At 71.2% G+C, this 20,461-nt stretch carries 18 protein-coding genes; 8 read left to right on the plus strand and 10 right to left on the minus strand.

Annotated features, from left to right (window positions below):
• Nucleotides 1-88 precede the first annotated feature (88 nt).
• Nucleotides 89-1,120 carry a LacI family DNA-binding transcriptional regulator gene (locus OG194_RS44515; protein ID WP_327406409.1) on the plus strand — a complete coding sequence of 344 codons (1,032 nt, stop codon included), beginning with the start codon at nt 89-91 and terminating at the stop codon, nt 1,118-1,120.
• 6 nt (nt 1,121-1,126) lie between these two features.
• Here OG194_RS44515 and OG194_RS44520 read toward each other — a convergent pair whose 3' ends face one another.
• The 3 genes from OG194_RS44520 to OG194_RS44530 all read right to left on the minus strand — a co-directional run bounded on the left by OG194_RS44520 (nt 1,127) and on the right by OG194_RS44530 (nt 3,898).
• On the minus strand, nt 1,127-2,362 hold the full coding sequence (locus OG194_RS44520) for a DUF4032 domain-containing protein (RefSeq protein ID WP_327406410.1): 1,236 nt from the start codon (nt 2,360-2,362) through the stop codon (nt 1,127-1,129).
• Between the two features lie 9 nt (nt 2,363-2,371).
• Nucleotides 2,372-3,121, minus strand: a complete 750-nt coding sequence (locus tag OG194_RS44525; RefSeq protein WP_327406411.1) for an MBL fold metallo-hydrolase — start codon at nt 3,119-3,121, stop codon at nt 2,372-2,374.
• A gap of 147 nt (nt 3,122-3,268) precedes the next feature.
• Nucleotides 3,269-3,898: an alpha-ketoglutarate-dependent dioxygenase AlkB gene (locus OG194_RS44530; protein ID WP_327406412.1), complete on the minus strand. Its 630-nt coding sequence runs from the start codon at nt 3,896-3,898 to the stop codon at nt 3,269-3,271.
• 114 nt (nt 3,899-4,012) lie between these two features.
• Between OG194_RS44530 and OG194_RS44535 the strand changes: the two genes are divergently transcribed.
• Nucleotides 4,013-4,639, plus strand: a complete 627-nt coding sequence (locus OG194_RS44535; protein ID WP_327406413.1) for a TetR/AcrR family transcriptional regulator — start codon at nt 4,013-4,015, stop codon at nt 4,637-4,639.
• A 28-nt stretch (nt 4,640-4,667) separates the two neighbouring features.
• The gene (locus OG194_RS44540; protein WP_327406414.1) at nt 4,668-6,341 is read left to right on the plus strand and encodes an FAD-binding dehydrogenase; all 1,674 of its coding nucleotides are present in this window, start codon (nt 4,668-4,670) and stop codon (nt 6,339-6,341) included.
• Nucleotides 6,342-6,379: 38 nt separating this feature from the next.
• Here OG194_RS44540 and OG194_RS44545 read toward each other — a convergent pair whose 3' ends face one another.
• The 4 genes from OG194_RS44545 to OG194_RS44560 form a co-directional block, all read right to left on the minus strand.
• Nucleotides 6,380-6,730, minus strand: a complete 351-nt coding sequence (locus OG194_RS44545; protein WP_327406415.1) for a DUF488 domain-containing protein — start codon at nt 6,728-6,730, stop codon at nt 6,380-6,382.
• Between the two features lie 164 nt (nt 6,731-6,894).
• Nucleotides 6,895-7,848, minus strand: a complete 954-nt coding sequence (locus OG194_RS44550; RefSeq protein ID WP_327406416.1) for a serine protein kinase RIO — start codon at nt 7,846-7,848, stop codon at nt 6,895-6,897.
• A 368-nt stretch (nt 7,849-8,216) separates the two neighbouring features.
• On the minus strand, nt 8,217-9,128 hold the full coding sequence (locus OG194_RS44555) for a hypothetical protein (protein ID WP_327406417.1): 912 nt from the start codon (nt 9,126-9,128) through the stop codon (nt 8,217-8,219).
• A 5-nt stretch (nt 9,129-9,133) separates the two neighbouring features.
• Nucleotides 9,134-9,478: a hypothetical protein gene (locus OG194_RS44560; protein ID WP_327406418.1), complete on the minus strand. Its 345-nt coding sequence runs from the start codon at nt 9,476-9,478 to the stop codon at nt 9,134-9,136.
• A 43-nt stretch (nt 9,479-9,521) separates the two neighbouring features.
• On the opposite strand from OG194_RS44560, the gene OG194_RS44565 reads away from it, so the two are divergent.
• Nucleotides 9,522-13,787, plus strand: a complete 4,266-nt coding sequence (locus tag OG194_RS44565) for a CHAT domain-containing tetratricopeptide repeat protein (protein WP_327406419.1) — start codon at nt 9,522-9,524, stop codon at nt 13,785-13,787.
• Between the two features lie 28 nt (nt 13,788-13,815).
• Here the strand turns inward: OG194_RS44565 and OG194_RS44570 are convergent, their stop codons facing one another.
• Together OG194_RS44570 and OG194_RS44575 are read right to left on the minus strand one after the other, a co-directional pair.
• On the minus strand, nt 13,816-14,250 hold the full coding sequence (locus OG194_RS44570; RefSeq protein ID WP_327406420.1) for a VOC family protein: 435 nt from the start codon (nt 14,248-14,250) through the stop codon (nt 13,816-13,818).
• The gene (locus OG194_RS44575) at nt 14,247-14,858 is read right to left on the minus strand and encodes a TetR/AcrR family transcriptional regulator (protein WP_327406421.1); all 612 of its coding nucleotides are present in this window, start codon (nt 14,856-14,858) and stop codon (nt 14,247-14,249) included. Before OG194_RS44575 ends, OG194_RS44570 begins: the two co-directional genes overlap by 4 nt.
• Nucleotides 14,859-14,970: 112 nt before the next feature.
• Here OG194_RS44575 and OG194_RS44580 point away from each other — a divergent pair, with 112 nt between their 5' ends.
• Genes OG194_RS44580 through OG194_RS44590 form a run of 3 tightly spaced genes read left to right on the plus strand, consistent with a single transcriptional unit; the run spans nt 14,971 to nt 18,491 of the window.
• Nucleotides 14,971-16,509, plus strand: a complete 1,539-nt coding sequence (locus OG194_RS44580) for an FAD-dependent monooxygenase (protein WP_327406422.1) — start codon at nt 14,971-14,973, stop codon at nt 16,507-16,509.
• 31 nt (nt 16,510-16,540) lie between these two features.
• The gene (locus tag OG194_RS44585; protein WP_327406423.1) at nt 16,541-17,194 is read left to right on the plus strand and encodes a CatB-related O-acetyltransferase; all 654 of its coding nucleotides are present in this window, start codon (nt 16,541-16,543) and stop codon (nt 17,192-17,194) included.
• A gap of 16 nt (nt 17,195-17,210) precedes the next feature.
• Nucleotides 17,211-18,491 (plus strand): erythromycin esterase family protein, encoded by a 1,281-nt coding sequence (locus OG194_RS44590; protein WP_327406424.1) that lies wholly within the window; start codon nt 17,211-17,213, stop codon nt 18,489-18,491.
• Between the two features lie 9 nt (nt 18,492-18,500).
• Here the strand turns inward: OG194_RS44590 and OG194_RS44595 are convergent, their stop codons facing one another.
• Entirely contained in the window at nt 18,501-19,193 is a 693-nt protein-coding gene (locus OG194_RS44595; protein ID WP_327406425.1) for a TetR/AcrR family transcriptional regulator, read from the minus strand.
• 53 nt (nt 19,194-19,246) lie between these two features.
• On the opposite strand from OG194_RS44595, the gene OG194_RS44600 reads away from it, so the two are divergent.
• Nucleotides 19,247-20,371: an FAD-dependent oxidoreductase gene (locus OG194_RS44600; RefSeq protein ID WP_327406426.1), complete on the plus strand. Its 1,125-nt coding sequence runs from the start codon at nt 19,247-19,249 to the stop codon at nt 20,369-20,371.
• Nucleotides 20,372-20,461 lie beyond the last annotated feature (90 nt).

Below are 20,461 nucleotides of genomic sequence, written 5' to 3' on the forward strand. Positions count from 1 at the left end.
TGCAGTACCTTCGGAGCAGCGACGTCGCACACCTTTCGGAGCGGCTACGATCCCGAGACGCGACGACACCTCGACCGGAAGGACCACCGTGCCGACCACCCCCGCGGTCCCCGACGGAAAGCGGCCCACGCTGGCCCATGTCGCGGCCCGGGCGGGCGTGTCCGTCGCGCTCGTCTCCATCGTGATGCGCGGGGCCTACGGCGCGAGCGCCACCACCCGCGAGCGGGTGCTCAAGGCCGCCGAGGAGATCGGCTACCGGCCCGACACCCGGGCCAGGGTGCTGCGCAGCAACCGCTCACGCCTGCTCGGCGTGCAGTTCGGGCTGCGCCATCCCTTCCACACCGACCTGGTGGAGGGCATCTACGCCGCCGCCGAACCCGCCGGCTACCAGGTCGCGCTCAGCGCGGTCGCGCCCACGCGCGGTGAGCGGCAGGCCGTGGAGGCGCTGCTCGCCGACCGCTGCGAGGCCCTCGTCCTGCTCGGCCCCGAGGTCCCGGCCGCCCGCCTCGCGCACCTCGCGACCCAGGTCCCGGTCGTCTCGGTGGCCCGGCGGCTACGGCCCGCCCCACCTGCCGTGGACGTCGTCCGCACCGCCGACGACGAGGGCGCCCGCCAGGCCGTGGACCACCTGGTCGCGCTCGGTCACCGCGCCATCGCCCACATCGACGGCGGCCGGGCACCCGGCGCCGCCGACCGCCGCCGCGGCTACCGCACCGCGATGCACCGCCACGGCCTCGACGACCACGTCCGCGTGTTGCCCGGCGGTCTCACCGAGGACGACGGCGCGCGGGCCGCCCGCACCCTGCTGGCGGAGAAACGCCGGCCCAGCTCGGTCCTCGCCTTCAACGACCGCTGCGCCACCGGCGTCCTCGACACCTTCCTGCGGGCCGGGGTGTCCGTCCCCGGCGACATCTCCGTGGTCGGCTTCGACGACACCAGCCTGTCCCGGCTCGCGCACATCGACCTCACCACCGTCGCCCAGGACGTCCCGCGCCTCGCGGAACTCGCCGTGGGCCGCGCCATCGCCCGCCTGGACGGCGAGGCCGTAGCGGACGGGGAGCAGGTCGTCCCGCCCCACCTCGTCGTCCGCGGCACCACAGCTCCGCCTGCTACGGGCTGACCCGGGTCACTCCGGGGTAGTCGGCTCCAGGGTCTCGCGGGCCTTCGGCAGGATGTTCTTGAGGTAGTCGTCGACCGCCGTGTCCAGGCCGATGTCGTGCTGGGCGTGCTCGGACATGTACCAGCGGTGTTCGAGCAGCTCGTGGTAGATCTCGGCCGGGTCCATCGCGCCGCGCAGTTCCAGCGGTACGGCCCGCACGGTCGGCCGGAACACGTCCCGCACCCACCGGTGCGCGAGCACCTCGGGCCGGGCGGCGAGCGGGTCGCCCGGGGCGTAGTCGTCCTGGGTGGCCATCCAGGACTCCAGGTCGTTGAGCAGCCGCCGCGCCTGGTTCTCCTCGGCGTCCAGGCCGGTCAGGCGCAGCAGTTGACGCTGGTGGTGGCCCGCGTCGACGACCTTCGGCACGAAGGTGACCGTGTCGCCGTTGGAGGAGTGCTCGATCTGCATCTCGGCCACGTCGAAGCCGAGTTCGTTCAGTCGCCGGATCCGGCGTTCGATGAAGTGGTACTTGCCCGCCGGGTACACCGAGACGCGGGTCAGCTCCTCCCACAGACTCTGGTACCGGGCGCAGATCTCCATGCCGAACTCGATCGGGTCGACGGAGGGGTGCAGCGCCCCGGACGCCTCCAGGTCGAGCAGTTCCCCGCTGATGTTCACGCGGGCGAGGTCGAGGTCGTAGTCGCGCTGCCCGTTGCTCAGCGCCGGGTGCAGATCGCCGGTCTCCGCGTCCACCAGATACGCGGCGTACGCGCCCGCGTCCCGCCGGAACAGCGTGTTGGACAGCGAGCAGTCGCCCCACGCGAACCCGGCCAGGTGCAGCCGCACCAGCAGCACCGCGAGCGCGTCCATCAGCCGGTGCATGGTGGCCGGCCGCAGCGTCGTCTCGAACATCGAGCGGTACGGCATCGAGCCGCCCAGGTGCCGAGTGATCAGCACCGGCTCCAGCGGCTCGCCGGCGGCGTCGGCGCGTCCGGTGACCACGGCGAGGGGGTCGACCGCCGGGATGCCGAGCCGGTCCAGGTCGCGCAGCAGCTCGTACTCGCGCAGCGCGGGGCGTTCCGCCAGTTCCTTGACGGCTATAACCTCGCTGCCGGCGCGGGCGTAGCGCACGACGTGGCGGGAGATACCGCGCGGCAGCGGCACCAGGTACTCGTCCGGCCACTCCTCCAGGGGGACGTCCCAGGGCAGTTCCAGCAGGAGGACCGGATGCTCCGGGTTCGTCGCGTTGATTTGCAGTGCCATGGGGTGACCTTAGATCGCGTGCTCGCGGGCGCGCCGCGCCGCCTCACGGACCGGACCGGTGTGCAGCGGGCCGTGGCCGGGCAGCAGGGTCTCGGCGTCGAGCGCTTCGAGGACGTCCAGCGAGGCCACGGCACGCTCGCGCTCGTGATGGAACATGTCGGGCAGCAGCTGCGGGCCCTTGATCCGGGAGGTCGGGTGGCCGCTCACCAGGGCGTCCCCGGAGATCACGATCCCGCTGTCCGGGAGATGGAACACGCAGTGCCCGCTCGTATGGCCGGGGGTGTGCACGGGGACGGGCCGGCCGGGCAGGTCGAGCGGGCCGTCCGCGCCCGGGAACGCCTCGGCCGCGGCGACGGGATGCTGCTCGGTGCCGCCGACGCGGATCGTGTGCACCATCCACGGCAGCACTCCGGGACGCCAGACGTTCTTCAGTACGTCCCCGACGGTCACCTGCTGGAGGAACTCCCGCCGTGCGTGCGGTACTTCGGCCTCGTGCAGGTACACCGGCGTGCCGTAGGTGTCGCGCAGGTACTCCGCCGAACCGAGGTGGTCGTTGTGCGCGTGGGTGATCAGCACCGCCGTGACGGCTTTCGGTGAACTCCCCACCTGCTCAAGGGAGTCGAGCACGAGCTGCCGGTCCCCGGGGTACCCGGTGTCCACCAGCGTGACCGCGTCGCCGTCCGTGAGGATCACCCAGTTGGTGTTGCTGCCGTGCACCAGGTAGGTGCCGTCGGCGACTTGGCGTACATCTGCCCGCATGATCGTCCCTCGTGAGGTGGTGCCCCGTACGGGAACAGCCAACCAGACGCGGATGACCTCGGCTCGCGCGGGGGAAGCCGCCTCCGACGCCGTCCGTCGGGGGGGGGGGCGACCCCCGCGCGCATCCGAAGCGGCCGCCTCTCCGCCTCAGTGCACGCCGTGCGGGCGGAACTGCACGCTGATGCGCGGTCCCGCGGCGCGGGTGGTCTTGGGGACGCAGTGCTCCCAGGTCCGCTGACAGGAGCCGCCCATCACGATCAGGTCGCCGTGCCCGAGCGGGCGCCGCACCGACTCGCCGCCGCGCACGGGCCGTAGCAGCAGGTCGCGGGGCGCGCCCACGGAGAGGATCGCCACCATCGTGTCCTCGCGGGCACCCCGCCCGATCCGGTCGCCGTGCCAGGCGACACTGTCCCGGCCGTCGCGGTAGTAGCAGAGCCCGGACGTGGAGAACGGTTCGCCCAACTCCCGCGCGTAGTACGCCGAGAGAGCGTCTCGGGCCTCGGTGAGCACCGGGTGGGGGAGCGTGTCGTCGGCGCCGTAGTAGGCGAGCAGTCGCGGTACGGCGACGACCTGGTCGTACATCTGACGGCGCTCCGCGCGCCACGGCACCTCGGTGGCCAACTCCTCGAAGAGGGTGTCGGCGCCGCCGAGCCACCCGGGCAGCACGTCGATCCAGGCGCCGAGTCCCAGTGCCGTACGGCGGATCCCGTGGAGGGGGCCGGGGCGGAGCTGGTCGGTCTGGTCGAAGAGGGAGCCCTGGAGGTGGTGCGCGGTCATGGGACCAGCGTACTCTTTATTCGAATAGCTGTTCCCATCCGAAGTGGACCCCTTTGGATACATCGACGTATCGGATACATTCACGTATCGAACGAAGGATGCGGAGGTCCGGACATGGCGGTGGAGGCGACGGCCAAACGTGTGACCAGGCGCCGGGTGCGCACGCGCGCCAAGCTGCTGGACGCCGCGTTCGCCGTGTTCGCGGCGAAGGGGTTCGGGCGGGTCTCCATCGAGGAGGTCTGCGAGGCCGCCGGTTACAGCCGGGGCGCGTTCTACTCGAACTTCGGCAGCCTGGACGAGCTGTTCTTCGCGCTCTACCGGGACCGGGCCGAGCTGATCGCCGACCAGGTGGCCGGCGCGTTCGCGCTCGACGGGCCCGACCTCGATGTGCCCGCGGCGGTGGACCGGGTCACCGACGTGCTGCTCCTCGACCTGGACTGGCTGCTGGTGAAGACCGACTTCCTGGTGCACGCGGCCCGGGACCCGGCCGTCGCCCAGACCCTCCTCGACCACCGAGCACGGCTGCGCGGCGCGATCGCCGACCGGCTCATCCGGGCACGCGGACACACTCAACTGCCCGCCGTACTGGGCGACATCGAGGGCGCCGCCCACGCGGTGATCGCCGCGTACGACGGAGTCACCACCCAGCTGCTGCTCGACAAGGACGCCGAGCGGGCGCGCTCCTGGCTCAAGCAGTTGCTCACCGCGCTGCTGACCGACGGCAGCAACACCCCTGAATGACAACCCACTTGAGAAGGGCAACGTCGCCATGGATGCGGACGTCATCGTCGTCGGAGCCGGGCTGGCCGGTCTGGTCGCGGCCCATGAACTGACCAGCCGGGGACGCCGGGTCGCGCTCGTCGACCAGGAGAACGCCAACAACCTCGGCGGGCAGGCGTTCTGGTCCTTCGGCGGACTGTTCCTCGTCGACTCGCCGGAACAGCGCCGTCTCGGCATCAAGGACTCCTTCGACCTGGCCTGGAGTGACTGGCAGGGCAGCGCCGGTTTTGACCGCGTCGACGACGAGGACTCGTGGGCGGTGCGCTGGGCGCGCGCCTACGTCGAGTTCGCGGCCGGCGAGAAGCGGACCTGGCTCGACGGGCACGGCATCAAGCTGCTGCCCACGGTCGGGTGGGCGGAACGCGGCGACCTGCGCGCCCACGGCCACGGCAACTCCGTCCCGCGCTTCCACGTCACCTGGGGCACCGGCACCGGAGTCGTCGAACCCTTCGTGAACTACGCCAGGCAGGCCGCCCGTGACGGACTGCTCACCTTCTACTACCGTCACCAGGTCGACGAGTTGGTGGTCGAGGAGGGCGAGGCGCGCGGCGTCCGCGGCACGGTCCTCGCCGAGGACAACGCGGCCCGGGGCGTCTCCTCCAGCCGCGAGGCGATCGGCGACTTCGAACTCACCGCGCAGGCCGTCGTCGTCACCACCGGCGGCATCGGTGCCAACCATGACATCGTCCGCGAGTACTGGCCCGAGCGCCTCGGCACTCCGCCTGCGGAGATGGTCACCGGCGTACCGGCCTACGTCGACGGCCGGATGCTCGACATCAGCGCCGAAGCGGGCGTACGACTCGTCAACCGCGACCGCATGTGGCACTACACCGAGGGCCTCCAGAACTGGGACCCGGTCTGGCCCGGCCACGGCATCCGCATCCTGCCCGGCCCGTCGTCCCTGTGGTTCGACGCCCTCGGCCGCCGCCTGCCCGACCCGTGCCTGCCGGGCTACGACACCCTCAACACCCTCAAGTACCTGCGCACCACCGAGGACTTGGCGGAGCACGACCACTCCTGGTTCATCCTCACCCAGAAGATCATCGAGAAGGAGTTCGCGCTGTCGGGCTCCGAGCAGAACCCCGACATCACCGCCAAGGACAAGAAGGCGGTCCTGCGCGACCGGCTCCTCGGCAAGGGCGCCCCGGGCCCGGTGGACGCCTTCCTGCGCAAGGGCGCGGACTTCGTGACCGCCGGCAATCTGGAGCAACTGGTCGAGAAGATGAACCAGTTGACCGACAAGCCTCTTCTGGACGCGGCCGTCGTGCGGCGCCAGATCGAGGCCCGCGACCTCCAGATGGCCAACCCCTACAGCAAGGACTCCCAGGTCCAGGGCATCCGCAACGCCCGCCGCTACATCGGCGACCGCCTGGGCCGCGTGGCCACCCCGCACCGCATCCTGGACCCGGCGGCCGGGCCCCTGATCGGCGTCAAACTGCACGTCCTGACCCGCAAGACCCTCGGCGGCATCCAGACGGACCTCGACTCACGCGCGCTGGCCGCCGACGGAAAGCCGATCGGCGGGTTGTACGCGGCGGGCGAGGTCGCGGGCTTCGGTGGTGGTGGGGTCCACGGCTACAACGCGCTCGAAGGCACGTTCCTGGGTGGCTGCCTCTTCTCGGGCCGGGCGGCGGGACGCGCGGCGGCGAAGCAGACGGCCTAGCGGTACGTGGCCAGACCTGCGGCCCGCCTCCAGGAGGTTCACCCCTCCAGGAGGCGGGCCAGCACCGAGGCGTGACTCCGCTCCGGCGACCTGACCGCCGTCACCAGGGTCACCGGTCCCATACGGACCAAGTTCCGCAGGGTGTGCAGGAGTTGAGCCGCCTCGGATTCGGCGAGCTCGGCCTCGAAACGGCTGCTGAACTCGTCGAAGTCGCCCTCGCCCGCGTGATACCAGCGGCGCAGTTCGGTCGACGGGGTGATCCCCTTGGGCCACTCGTCGACCCGGGCCGCGTCCTTGGACAGGCCACGCGGCCACAGCCGATCGACCATGACGCGCACACCGTCCTCCGGCTCGGGCGGATCGTAGACACGACGCACGCGGACGGTCACGGGCGGACTCCCTCGGGTGGCGGTGGTGCGGTGAGCCTACGGTGTGCGTCCAGAAGCCGCGTCCGTCACTACGTCGTCCGGCGCAACCGCCATGTCGACGACCTGCGCCCACGCGCCGTCGTCGACATGGCGGTCGTCGCCCGATGCGGCACGGGCCGCCCGGTTCAGAAGGCGTGGGCCATCAGCTCGGCGAACAGGGCGTGCTCGTCGACATCGAGGCCCCGGGAACGGAACCAGCCGCAGATGTTGGCGCAGTCGCGCTGGAGGTAGGTCATCCCGTTGAGGTTGCCGACCAGGTCGACGATCTGTGGCAGGTCGATGATGACCAGCCGTTCGCCTGCCGCCAGGATGTTGTACGCCGAGAGGTCGCCGTGCACGAGGCCGTTCTGCACCATCACCGCGAGCGCGTCGGTGAGTTGCTCGAAGTACGCCGCCAGCAGGTCGGGTGAGGGGCGGGTCTGGGCGAGCCGGGGCGCTGTCTGGACGGTGCCGTCCTCGTCGACGACGGTGATCCACTCCATCAGGATCTCGGTGCCGTCGATCTGGACCGGATAGGGGACCGGCAGCCCGAGGTTCCAGAGCCGTACCAGCGCGGCCCATTCGGACACCGCCCACTCGCCGGCCGCGACCTGCCGGCCGAAGGTGCTCTTCCGTTTCAGGGCACGCTCGTCGCGTGAGCGCTTCACCGAGCGGCCCTCGGTGTAGGACGCGGTGCGGTGGAAGGTCCGGTGCTCGGGGGAGCGGTACCGCTTGGCCGCCATGACGACCCCGGGGGCGGGGTCGCGCGGGTCGGCGCGCTCGACGAGGTGGACGTCCGCCTCCTTGCCGGTCTTGAGGACGCCGAGTTCGGTGTCGATCGCGCCCTGCGAGGTCACCACCCAGTCCGGGAGCGGCTCGGGGCCCCGGCTCAGGGGTTCGACGCGGAGCCAGGTCGACCAGCGCTGGCCGTCGGCGAGGTCGTCGTAGGGGCGGAATTCGAAGACGAACCGGTCGTCGATGTCGTCCGGTACCGCGTTGCCCGGCGGCGGGCCGTGGCGGTAGGGGGCGGTGCCGAAGTCGTCAGGAAACGCCGGGAGTCGAGAGTGCTGGGGGTGTTGCGGGAAGTCGTTGCGAGACATCGCTGAGGGTGCTCCATGAGGTGAGAGGGAGGCGGTCGGCGGGCAGGCCGAGGACAGTCGTGTTCACGGTCGCGCCTCCTCTCGTGGAGCACCGGGCGGCTCCCGGTCGCCCGCCCATGGTGAGGGGCGGGTGCGGGGAGCGGCAACCGAATTAAGTCGGCCCACGTTGAACGGCCCCACCGGTGCAGCAGGTTTCCGGCGTGCTCCTCCGTACCGGGCTCGTCTCGGCGCTGGTGTGCCGGCGGAAGTCGGGTTGGCGATCGCCGGACCCAGGCGCTCGTCGCTGTCCGGCAGCCGTGCGGTCATCGCCCGAGGCGACTCGCGCCGCCCATCCGGCGTCAACCTGCTTACGCGGCAAGAGAGTTCTGCTAGCGGCCCTTCCGCACGAGGTCGGTGATGCGCTCGCCCTCGCCGATCGTGAGGGGGCCGGTTGCCTCCGTGGGGTCGCCGACGCCCAGCGCGACCGCCAGCGTGCGGCCGTGCAGGTCGAGGGTGGCCTCGGTCAGCGTGGTGAGATCGGCTACGGCGGAGCGGGCGCGGGCCCAACCGGTCAGGCCGATGCCCGCGGCGATCAAAACGGCCGGCCACCACACCACGGTGAGTGCGAGGTAGGGCAGGGCCCAGGTTCCGGTGGCGACCGCGGCGGCGAACGCCGAGTGCGCGGCGGTGAGTTCGGTGCGTGCGGCGTCGGGAAGGACCAGCCAGAGCCGGGACCAGCCGTAGGCCAGGTCGAGTCCGTAGCGGTGGTGTGCGATCGACTCCACGGCGTGGATCCGGTCGCCCATCCAGGTCGGCCTGCCCGGTTCGGCCATGGCCAGCCGGGTGACGCGGTCGGCCACGGCATCGATCCGGTCCTGCTGCTCGCGGGTGGGTGTGCCCGGACTCCCTGCTTCGAGTGCCCGGCGTTCCTCCACGAGTTGGTGCCACCGGGCACGCCGACGCGCCGTCCGTGCCGCCGCGACCGCGAGGAACGGGCGGGGCCACGGCCCGAGCCAGACGCGCCGGGTGACTCCGGCCAGCGCCTGCACGACGAAGCCCACACCGGAAGCGGCCGCCAGTACGGCCACGACGAGCAGCGCCTGCGCCCCGCTCGGCAGGTCCCTGACCGTGTCGGCGGTGTTCTCTACCCGCCGGGCGGCCAACACGACGTTCCACGCGTCGGCATGGCCGAGGTTGACGGACAGCCACACCGCGCCGAGGAAGAACGCGCCGGGCAGCACCAGCAGACTGATCCACCGGTCGGCGAGCGTCTTGGCCAACTGCTCGAAGAAACCGCCCACTTGAGCTACCCCCGTTCCAGGGGCCGACCCATGACGGCGCAGCGCGGGATGGCACCCGCCGGGAGCGGTACCGCCGTCCGGTCGCAGGCGCCGTCCGGGCAGCGGAAGGTCTCCTGACGGGCGAAGCCCGGCCCGGATCCCGGCAGCCCCGTCGAGAGTGTGCGCAGGGTGGTCTCACGGTCGGTGTTGAGCAACTGGCCCAGCAGGGCGAGCACCGGACGCCGGGCCCGTGCTTCGGCCACGATCCGTCGCAGCAGTTCCTGACGTTCCGCGGAGTGGAGCCCGGTCTCGCCGATCAGCGCCTCGAACTCCTGACACAGCGTGGTCAGTGCCGATCGTTCGGCGTCCACCAGGGCTCCTCCTTCAGCCGGTCGGCCGATAGTCTCATGGGTGATGTCCTCCTACCACCAAGCCGATCCGGAGCTGCTGAACCAGCAGGCTGTCGACCTGTTGAACCGGGCCAGCAGGGCCGGTGACACAGCACAACTGGGCACCTGCGTCTCGTGGTTCCAGCGCATCGTCGCCCTGACACCGCATCACCATCCACGCCGAGCCGTCCGCCTGTACAACCTCGCCGAGTCGCATCGGGCGCTGTACGCGCTGACGGGCCGGGAGTTCGACGCCGACCGGTCGATCGGCATCGGGCGAGAGGCCGTGGCCGCCCTCCACCACGGCGACCCGAACTCCGCGCTGATCCTGGGCAACCTCAGCGCCACCCACCTCCTGCGGTTCCAGCGGGTCGGGCACCCGCACGACCTGGACGGGGTCGTCGAGTTCGGGGAAGGGGCCGTCGGCGTGCCCGGCGCCAACCCGAACATCGCGTTCCACCTGACCACCCTCGGCACGGGTTACCTGCTGCGATTCCAGAGAACAGGGCAACTCGCGGATCTGGACCGGTCCATCGACATCGGTGAACGGGTGATGACTGTCGCCCCCGCCGATTCGCCCAACCGGACGACAGCCTTGTCCGATCTCGCCTCCGGCTACTTGCTGCGCTTCGATCGGACGGGGCAGTCCTCGGATCTGGACCGTTCCATCGACAGAGGCGAGCAGGTGATCGTTGTCGCCTCCGCCGACTTTCCCAATCGGCCGACAACCTTGACCAACCTGGCCACGGGTTACTTGCTGCGGTTCGTGCGGACCGGGAACACCTCGGACCTGGACCGTTCCATCGACAGAGGCGAGCAGGTCATGGCTGTCGTCTCCGCAGATTTTCCGCACCGCCCGACCGCCCTGACCAACCTCGGCAACGGCTACTTGCTGCGGTTCGAGCAGACAGGGCACCTCTCGGACCTGGACCGTGCCGTCGGCCACGGTGAGCAGGCGATGGCTGCCAGTCCCGCTGACTCCCCGCACCGGCCGACCATCCTGTCCAACCTCGCCATGGGCTACCTGCGGCGGTTCGAGGGAACCGGGCACGTCTCGGATCTGGACCGTTCCATCGACCTCGGTGAGCAGGCGATGGCTGTCACTCTCGTCGACTCCCCTCAGCGGTCGACGACCCTGACCAACCTCGCCACCTCCTACTGGGCACGGTTCGGACGGGCGGGCCGTCAGGCGGACCTGGAGCGCTCCATCGGCTTCGGGGAACAGGCCACCGCCGACACCGCCAGTCCGCACCGAGCCACCGCCCTGTCCAACCTCGCCGCCGCCTACGCCGACCGCTTCGAGCGGACGGGGAACCCGGCCGACCTGGAGCGGGCGATCGGCCACTACGAACGGGCGGTGGCCGTGGCTCCGGACAACGCCGTGGACGGCGGCACCTACGTGTCCAATCTCGGTATGGCGTACCACGCGCGGTTCGAGCGGCTGGGGGAGGTCGCCGACCTGGACCGGGCGATCGGCCACCTTGATCGTGCCGCTGCCGTGGTGCCCCGCGGACACCTCCAGTTCGCGACGATCCTGTCCAACCTCGGCATCGTGTACCGGGCGCGGTTCGACCGGCGGGGGGACGTGGCCGACCTGGACCGGACGGTCGTACATCACGAACAGGCTGTGGCCGCGACGCCAGAGGGCCACCCGGATCTCGCCCTCCGTCTGTCCAACCTGGGCACCGCGTACGACGCGCGGTCGGACCGGAAGGGAGACCTCGCCGACCTGCACCGCGCCGCAGCGAGCCTGGAACGCGCCGTCCTCGCCACACCGGCCGATCACCCCTTCCGCGCGAGGGCCCGGTCCAATCTGGCGGCGACCCTGCGCGGGCGGTTCGACCGGCTGGGGGACGTGGCCGATCTGGACCGGGCGATCGCGCTTCACGAAGAGGCCGTGGCCGCCACCCCCGAGGACCACCCGAACCTGGCGATCCACCTGTCCAACCTCAGCGTCGCCCTCTGGTCCCGGCTCACCCGCACCGGAGACATGTCCGACCTCGACGCGGGCATCGACGCCGGCAGACGCGCGGTGGCCGCCACGCCGGACGGTCACCCGGACCGTGCGATGCGCCTGTCCAACCTTGCCACCGCCCTCCATCAACGGTTTGAGCACAGCGGCAGCATTCACGACCTGGACCGTGCCGTCGCGCTTCACGAAGAGGCCGTGGCCGCCACGCCTGACGACCACCCGAACAGGGCGATGCACCTGTCCAACCTCGGAACCGCCTACCAGTCGCGGTCCGACCGGACCGCCGGCGGCGCCGACCTCGACAGCGCCATCGACCGCACGCTCCTGGCGCTCGCGGCCACCCCCGCCGACCACCCCAACCGACTGCTGCGCCTTTACAACCTGGGACGGTCCTATCAGGCGCGGTACGAGCGCTCGGGCGATCCGGCCGACCTGGACCGCGCGGTCGACCTGGCGCGGGAGGCGGCCGACGCCGTCCCAGCGGACGATCCGCTCCGCGCGCAGCATCTGTTCAACCTCAGTAACACCCACCGGCTGCGGTTCCAGCGGACCGGCGACACGTCCGACCTCGACCGCGCCGTCGACGCCGCGGAACGGACCGTCGCGGCGACCCCCGTCGACCATCCCCGGCGGGCCTCACGCATCTACCTCCTCGCGGTCTGTCACACGAGGAGGTGGGACAGCGGCAGAGCGTTCGACCGGCCGCGGATCATGCGGCTCGCGGAGGAGACGCTCGCGGCCACGACGTCGCCCCCGTTCGAAAGGCTTCGCGCCTGCTGGGCGGTCGGCCGACTCGCCTACGTACTGGACGAACCGCACACCGCCCGGCTGCTGTTCGACACGGCGGTGGAGCTGCTGCCGTTGGTCGCGGCACGGGAGACCTCGTCGGCGGACCACGAGTACCGTCTCGGCGCGAACAGCGGACTGGTCGGCGAGACGATCGCCGTGCACTGTGCCCTCGACGATCCGGGCGGCGCGGTCCAGACCGCCGAGCTGGGACGGTCGATCCTGCTGACGTCCCGGCTGGCGCTGCGGACACCCATCGCCGACCTCGAAGCCGAGCACCCGGCACTGGCCGGCCGGCTGAGCCGGGTCCGCGATGCCCTCAACGCGGCGGATCCCCCGGCCATGGCCACGCCCGACGGCCAGGACGTCGACCACGTCGACCACATCGACCGGCGTAAACGGCTGTGGGCCGAGCACGACGCCGTACTCACGGAGATCCGCCGGCTGCCGGGCCTGGACCGGTTCCTGCTCCCGCAGAGATGGACCCGGCTGCGGCCGACCGGCGCCGGTGAGGCGGTCGTGCTGCTCAACGCCGGCCGTCAGCGGTGCGACGCCGTCGTCGTCACCGCAGACGGGCCCCTGCTGCCGGTGCCGCTGCCCGAACTGCGGTTGTCCGACGTCGAGTTGTGGGCAGCCGAGCTGACGGAAGCGACGCACGACGCCGGCTCGTTCACGGGCGAGCTGCGCTGCCAACGGGTGCTGACGGAACTGCTCGGCCGACTCTGGGACACGACGGTCGAGCCGGTCCTCGACGCGATCGAGGACCGGCTCCGCCTGGACGACGGAGTACTGCCCCGCGTGTGGTGGATGCCGACCGGACCGCTCGCGCTGCTGCCACTGCACGCGGCAGGACACCCCGGCGCCACCGGAGCGCTCGACCGGGTGATCTCGTCGTACACACCCACCATGCGCACCCTGGCCCGTGCGCAAGGACGCCCGGCCGCTACGGCCCAGCGCCGGCTCACGGTGGCCCTCGACCGGACCCCGGGTCTGCCGGACCTGCCGGCCACCGCCGCCGAGGCGGCGAACCTGCACGCCGCCCACCCCGACATGCCGCTCCTCACCAACGAGCAGGCCACCGCCGGCAGTGTGACCGGCGCGCTCCCCAGGGCGAGTTGGGCCCACTTCGCCTGCCACGCGGGCACCGACCCCGACGCGCCGTCCGAGGGCGGGCTCCACCTCCACGACGGCGTGCTGTCCATCGCGGAGATCGGCCGCCTCGACCTCCACGAGGCCGAACTGGCCTACCTGTCCGCGTGCTCCACCGGCCACGTCGGCCGACGGCACGCGGACGAGTCCATCCACCTCGCCTCCGCCTTCCAACTGGCCGGCTTCCGCCACGTCGTAGCGAGCCTCTGGCCGTTGGCCGACCACGTGGCGGCAGCCGCGGCCGACCACTTCTACCGACTGATGCCGGACACGGCGTCCGCCGACGACGCGGCGATCGCGCTCCACCGCGTCATCCGGCATCTGCGCACCGAACACTCCGGCCGACCGCACCTGTGGGCGTCCCTGATCCACAGCGGGCCGTAGCCCGGACCGAGCCTGAACTCAGCGGCGGCTACGAGGTGTTCACCACCGTGCCCGTGATCGCGTCCTGGTTCTCCCGTGGCGCCAGGCTCCGCACCACATCGAACTCGTTGCCCTCGGGATCGGCCATGACCACCCAGCTCCGATCCGCACCCTGGCCCACATCAGCCGTGGTGGCGCCGAGGCCGAGCAGCCTGGTCACCTCGTCCGCCGTGCTGCCGTCGATCGGGCTGACGTCGAGGTGGAGCCGGTTCTTGACGGTCTTGTCCTCGGGCACCTGGATGAACTGCAGGGTGGGCGGCATCTGGCGGGCCCGGACCTCCTCGACGGTCGGCACCCAGGAGCCGATCTCGACCCTGCCCTCGCCCCGGTCGATCACCTTGAAGTCCAGGACCTCGCACCAGAAGGCCGCGAGCCGCTCCGGATCACGGCAGTCGACGACCAACTCGGTGAACCTGCTTGTCATGACTCTCCTGAATCGACATCGGGCGACGGGCTTTGCGAGGGTTTCCCCATGCCGTTGAAGAGGGCGTGGAGGACACGGTCGACGTACTCGTGGGTCAAGGGCTCCTGCGTGATCAGGAACTGGAAGTAGAGCGGGCCGGAAAGGACCGCCATGGCCAGGCTCAGGTCGAAGGCGGGCGACAACTGCCCTGCATCTCGTGCCTTTTTCAGGCGGGCCACGGTCATGGCGGCCTGCGGGGCGATGAAGCGCTCGTTGAGGGCGGCGGCGACCTGCGGGTCGTACTGGGCCTCTCCGACCAGGGCCTGGTACAGCGGGCCGAAGGGCGGGTTGCCCAGAAGGTCGACGGCCGCGTGGATCTGGGTGCGCAGATCGGTGACGATGTCGCCCGTGTCGGGGTAGTCCAGGTCGGACTGGTGCAGCGAGAGCAGGGAGTCCAGGAACAGGGCGCCCTTCGACGGCCATCTGCGGTAGATGGTGTGCTTGCCCGCGCCGGCCCGGGCCGCGATCGCCTCGATGCTGAGCCTGGCGTAACCGATCTCCTGGCCCAGCTCCAGAGTGGTCCGCATGATGGCCTCGGTCCGGTCGGCGCCACGAGGGGGATCTGTCATACCGACATGCTAGCGGCACGGCACGTGCCGTTCTTGACGAAGTGCCGGTTCATGAACTCTCCTTGACGGCGCGGCATTCGGCACGTGCCGTGCTGCCGTAGGGGGAGGTCGCATGGATACCGACGTGATCGTCGTGGGAGCCGGTCCGACCGGGCTGATGCTGGCGTGCGAACTGCGCCTGGCCGGGGTGCGCCCGCTGGTGCTGGAGCGCCAGTCGCACCGCCGGGACACCGCGAAGGCCGGTGGCCTCGGCGGACGGATCCTGGAACTGCTGCGCCACCGGGGCCTGTTGGAGCGATGCGAGGCCGCCTGCACCGGCCCCGTCCCGGCGCCCCGGTTCCCGTTCGGCGGCATCCATCTCGATCTCACCCGGCTCGCCGATCCTCCGCTGCACGCCCTGCCGCTTCCGCAACAGCGGCTCGAAGACGTGCTCGCCGAACGCGCCGGTGAACTCGGTGCCGAGATCCGCCGCGGGCACCAGGTGTCCGGGGTCGTCCAGGACACGGCGGCGGTGACCGCGGAGGTGCTCGGCCCGGACGGGCCGTACCGCGTGACGGCCCGGTACCTGGCGGGCTGCGACGGCGCCCGCAGCCGGATCCGCGACGGGGCGGGCATCGCCTTCCCCGGCACCGCCTATCCGGAGGTCAACCGGCTGGCCCAGGTCACCTTTCCCGACACGGTGACCGTGCTCGGCAACGGGGATCTCGACGTCGCCGGACACGGCACGGTCCCCGGCGGCTTCACGCGAACGGACCGCGGTCTCCTGGGCGTCGGCGCATCGCCCGACTCACCCGTGGTCTCCCTCTTCACCACCGAGGACGAGGCCGAGGAGTACGACGACGTCCCGATGCCCCTGACCGAGTTCCAGGACAGCCTCCGTCGCGTCCTGGGCACGGATCTCCCCGTGCGCGAGGCGATCCGGCTGTCGCGGTTCACCTTCAAGGCCCGGCAGGCCGAGCAGTACCGAAAAGGGCGGATCCTGCTGGCCGGTGACGCGGCGCACCTGTTCCCGGCGACCGGTGTGGCCATCAACGCCGGCATGCTCGACGCGGTCAACCTGGCCTGGAAGCTGGCCGCCGACATCCACGGTCGGGCACCCGACGGTCTGCTGGACACCTACCACGACGAACGGCACCTCGCCGGCGCGCGCACCATGCTGCACACCCAGGCCCAAGTGGCGCTGCGGCGCGGCACCGACCCGGCCGCCGAGGCACTCCGCGAGGTCTTCCAGGAACTGCTCGCCGACGAGCAGCCGCAGCGCCGCTTGGGTTCCCTTCTCGCCGGCACCGACATCCGCTACCCGATGCCCGGATCATCCGGCCACCACCCGCTGGCCGGAGCGTTCGTCCCCGACCTCACCCTGCACAGCGACGGGGGAGTGACCGACGTCGGCGAACTCCTGCACACCGCACGCCCGTTGCTCCTGGACCTCGCCGACCGCGAGGATCTCCGCCGGGCGGCCGGAGACTGGCACTCCCGCGTCGACGTCCACACCGCCAAGACCGACGACCGCCCCGCCGACGCCCTCCTGATCCGCCCCGACGCGCACATCGCCTGGGCCGCGGCCGCCGACGAGAGCCCCGACGACGCCGTACCGGCACTGCGCGAGGCACTCACCCGCTGGTTCGGCGCCCCCGAGGGCGACGTCTGACCGCCCCCTGCTGAAGAGAAAGCGATCACAGATGCCGCCCGTTCCCGCCGACCCGACCCTCCTGCATCCGATGCCGGACCAGCCTCGGGTCGTACTCCTCAAGCCACTGGTGACCTCACCGCTGATCGAGGTCGGGGAGTTCACGTACTACGACGATCCCGAGGACCCGACGGCCTTCGAGACCCGCAACGTCCTCTATCACTACGGGCCCGAGAAGCTCGTCATCGGGAAGTTCTGCGCGCTGGGCGAGGGCGTGCGGTTCATCATGAACGGCGCCAACCACCGGATGGACGGCCCCTCGACGTTCCCCTTCCCGATCATGGGCGGTTCCTGGTCCGACCACTTCGACCTCATCACCGGTCTGCCCGGACGGGGCGACACCACGGTGGGCAACGACGTCTGGTTCGGCTACGGGACCATGGTGATGCCCGGCGTCCGCATCGGCCACGGAGCGATCATCGCCTCCGGCTCCGTCGTCGTCGACGACATCCCCGACTACGGCATCGTCGGCGGCAACCCCGCGAGACTGCTGCGCCGCCGCCACACCGACGCCGACATCGAGCGCCTTCTCGCACTGGCCTGGTGGGACTGGCCGCTGCCGCATCTCACCGAACATCTCCGCACGGTCATGTCCGGCACCGTCGACGACCTGGAGGCCGTAGCACCCGGCCCCCTCCCGCACTGAGAATCGAGCCGTCAGCATGACCCGTTCATCCCCCGGCACCCCGTTCGCCGACTGGCTTCGCGAACATGCCGTGCCACTCACCCACCTCGACCCCGAGGCACCGCTCGACGACCTGACACCGCTGCGCGGCATCATCGGGGACGCCCGTGTCGTCGCGATCGGCGAACACTCCCATTTCATCGAGGAGTTCGCACTGCTGCGCCGCCGCATCCTGCGGTTCCTCGTCGAACGCTGCGGCTTCACCGTCCTGGCCTTCGAGTACGGCTTCAGCGAAGGCTTCCCCCTGGACGCCTGGGCCGGGGGAGAGGGAACCGAGGAGGACCTGGCGGCCCATCTCGCCACGGCGGTGCCCGTGGGCCTCACCGAGCCCCTGCGATGGGTCCGCCGGCACAACCGCACCGCCGCCTCATCACCGGTGCGCTTCGTCGGGGTCGACATCCCGGCGGCGGGCGGTTCCCTGCTGCCCGCCCTGGCCCCGGTCGCCGACTACCTGAGCCGTGTCGACCCCGAGACCGTGCCGGCCGTCGAGACGGCGATGCGGATCGCCGCATCATTCGCCGGAGGCTCCGCGGCCGTCGCCGCACCCGCCTGGGCACGCCTGTCCGCCGCCGAACAGGACGCCCTCACCGCGATCCTGGCGCGCCTGCTCGTCCGGTTCCGCGCGCTCGAACCGCTCTACGCCACCCACGACGACCGGCACGACTACGACCTCGCCCTGCACCGCCTCGAAGGCGCCTGCCACGCCGACTACACCTTCCGCGCCATGGCCGGCCTGTTCGCGGGGGACGGCCTCACCGCCGACACCTCGGCCCGCGACGCCTACATGGCCAGATCGGTCCTCTGGCACCTGGAACGCCTCCATCCCGGCGCCCGTCTCGTCCTGGTCGCCCACAATGCCCACATCCAGACGACACCCATCTCCTTCGACGGGCACCTCACCGGGCTCCCCATGGGACAGCAACTCCAACGCGCCCTCGGCGACGACTACTTCGCCCTCGGCCTGACCAGCGTCACCGGACACACCGCGGACATGCAACGCGACGAGACGGCACCCTTCGGTTTCACCCTCGCGGACAGTCCACTGGATTCACCCGACTCCGGAAGCATCGAAGCCGCCTTCGGGGACGTCGGCCTCGGACTCGGAATCGCCGATCTCCGCAGCGCCCGCACGGAGGCTTCCGACGGCCCCGACCGCGTCCGGCTGCAGGGGACGTACGTGCGGACTCCTGTCATCGATGCGTTCGATGCCGTACTGAGCACCCCTGCCTCCACTGTCACAAAGGACCTGCGCATCTGACGCGGGGCGTCACGCCGCCGGCCGGGGCAGTTTGGCGGCCACGGCGTCGAGGACCCAGTCCAGGCCGGTCGTGAAGGATGTCTCGGCGTCCACGTCCGTACCGTCGTGCACCGCTTTGGCCAGCGCCGGGAAGCGGCCCGTGGCCAACATGCTCGTCACATGCGGGCCGTGGGCGCGCTGCCAGTCGCGCTTGGACAGGCCCGTGGCGCGCTCGGCCCGCAGGTTCGCGATCTCGCGCCTGATCGCGCCGGTGGAGTAGGCGCTGACGGTCTCCACGGCACGCATGACGGTGTCGATGTCGGCGAGACCGTCGAGGGCGGACAACGTCGCCTCGGTCACGGCGAGGCCGTTCGGGCCCAGGGCCGGGCGGCCGCCGAGCAGATCGGCCAGCCATACGTGACGGAGCGCGGTCTGCCTGGTGCGGTGGGCGAGGACGCGCAGCGCCTCCCGCCAGTCACCGGGCTGCTCCTCGGGGAGGATCTCGGCCTGGACCTCGTCCACCATGAGGTCGAACAGCTCCTCCTTGGTGGCGATATAGCCGTACAGCCGCATCGGGCCGGCCTCCAGCCGGGCGGCGACCTTGCGCAACGACACCGCTTCCAGCCCGCCCTCGTCGGCCAGCGCGATCGCGGCGGCGACGATCCGCTCCCGGTCCAGCGGCACGGGGCGAGTCGGCGGCTCCGGCCTGTCCCACACAGTCATGCCCACATCGTACTGTTGCGATGCGTCGTATCGAGTCAATACAGTGTATCGACATGAGACAACGCATCGCCGTGGTCGGGAGCGGCCCCGCCGGCCTTACCTTCGCCCGTGTCCTGCACCGCCATGGCCACTCTGTCGCCGTCCTCGAACACGATCCTGGCCCCGACGCCCGCCCACCGGGCGGCACGCTGGACCTGCACGAAGGGCTGGGCCGGCTCGCGCTGGACAAGGCGGGGCTACGGGCGGAGTTCGAGGCACTGTCCCGTCCAGAGGGGCAGGCCATGCGCATCCTGGACACCGACGGGACCGTGCTGCGCGACTGGCGACCCCGCCCGGATGACCGGGCCAATCCCGAGATCGACCGCGGGCAACTCCGTGACCTGCTGCTCGGCCCTCTCGACGTCCAGTGGGGCCGGGGCGTGACGCGGGTGGTGCCGGGCGTTCGGGACGGCGTACAGGTCCATTTCGCGGACGGGCGACAGGAGACGTACGACCTCGTGGTCGGCGCGGACGGCGCCTGGTCCCGGGTCCGACCGGCCCTCTCGCCGGCGACGCCGCACTACACCGGCGTCACCTCGGTCGAGACCTCTCTCGACGACGTCGACACCCGCCACCCCGATCTCGCCCGGTTGATCGGCGACGGTTCCGTGGCTGTGTACGGCGTGAACCGAAGCCTCGTCGCCCAGCGGAACAGCGGCGGTCACGTGAAGGTGTACACGAAATTCCGCGCGCCGCTGGACTGGCACACGGACCTGGACCTGGCCGACGCCGAGGCCGTGCGGGCGAGCCTGCTGGCACTGTTCGACGGCTGGGCCGCTCCCGTCCTCGACCTCCTCCGCCACGGCACCGCGTTCGTCCACCGCCCCTTCCACGTCCTGCCCGTGTCCCACACCTGGACCCACGTTCCCGGGGTGACGCTGCTGGGCGACGCCGCCCATCTGATGCCCCCCTTGGGCGCGGGCGCGAACCTCGCAATGCTGGAAGGCGCCGAACTCGCCGAGTCCATCGCCGCCGCCCCCGGCCGTGGAGATCTGGACGAGGCCGTCCGCGCCTTCGAAGAACAGATGTGGGCACGGGCCGGCAGGTGGGCGAAGATCACGACGGCCGGTCTGGAACGCCTCGTGAGCCCGGACCCCGCCGAAGCCATCGCCGTCTTCGACCAGGTCCAGCCGTCCTGACCGCCCAGCGCGCGCGAGCACCGGCACCCGGCACTTCATCGTCCGTGGCGCGACACGGTGCGAGGTGAAGTGGCGGGCGCCTGCGGGCGA

This window comes from Streptomyces sp. NBC_01288, assembly GCF_035982055.1.
Lineage (GTDB): Bacteria > Actinomycetota > Actinomycetes > Streptomycetales > Streptomycetaceae > Streptomyces.

Bases quoted from the DNA above. Each gene is read 5' to 3' on its own strand.
- OG194_RS44520 (WP_327406410.1), bottom strand. From the start codon at position 2,362: ATGGCACTGCAAATCAACGCGACGAACCCGGAGCATCCGGTCCTCCTG.
- OG194_RS44525 (WP_327406411.1), bottom strand. From the start codon at position 3,121: ATGCGGGCAGATGTACGCCAAGTCGCCGACGGCACCTACCTGGTGCAC.
- OG194_RS44530 (WP_327406412.1), bottom strand. From the start codon at position 3,898: ATGACCGCGCACCACCTCCAGGGCTCCCTCTTCGACCAGACCGACCAG.
- OG194_RS44535 (WP_327406413.1), top strand. From the start codon at position 4,013: ATGGCGGTGGAGGCGACGGCCAAACGTGTGACCAGGCGCCGGGTGCGC.
- OG194_RS44540 (WP_327406414.1), top strand. From the start codon at position 4,668: ATGGATGCGGACGTCATCGTCGTCGGAGCCGGGCTGGCCGGTCTGGTC.
- OG194_RS44550 (WP_327406416.1), bottom strand. From the start codon at position 7,848: ATGTCTCGCAACGACTTCCCGCAACACCCCCAGCACTCTCGACTCCCG.
- OG194_RS44565 (WP_327406419.1), top strand. From the start codon at position 9,522: ATGTCCTCCTACCACCAAGCCGATCCGGAGCTGCTGAACCAGCAGGCT.
- OG194_RS44570 (WP_327406420.1), bottom strand. From the start codon at position 14,250: ATGACAAGCAGGTTCACCGAGTTGGTCGTCGACTGCCGTGATCCGGAG.
- OG194_RS44575 (WP_327406421.1), bottom strand. From the start codon at position 14,858: ATGACAGATCCCCCTCGTGGCGCCGACCGGACCGAGGCCATCATGCGG.
- OG194_RS44580 (WP_327406422.1), top strand. From the start codon at position 14,971: ATGGATACCGACGTGATCGTCGTGGGAGCCGGTCCGACCGGGCTGATG.
- OG194_RS44585 (WP_327406423.1), top strand. From the start codon at position 16,541: ATGCCGCCCGTTCCCGCCGACCCGACCCTCCTGCATCCGATGCCGGAC.
- OG194_RS44590 (WP_327406424.1), top strand. From the start codon at position 17,211: ATGACCCGTTCATCCCCCGGCACCCCGTTCGCCGACTGGCTTCGCGAA.
- OG194_RS44595 (WP_327406425.1), bottom strand. From the start codon at position 19,193: ATGACTGTGTGGGACAGGCCGGAGCCGCCGACTCGCCCCGTGCCGCTG.
- OG194_RS44600 (WP_327406426.1), top strand. From the start codon at position 19,247: ATGAGACAACGCATCGCCGTGGTCGGGAGCGGCCCCGCCGGCCTTACC.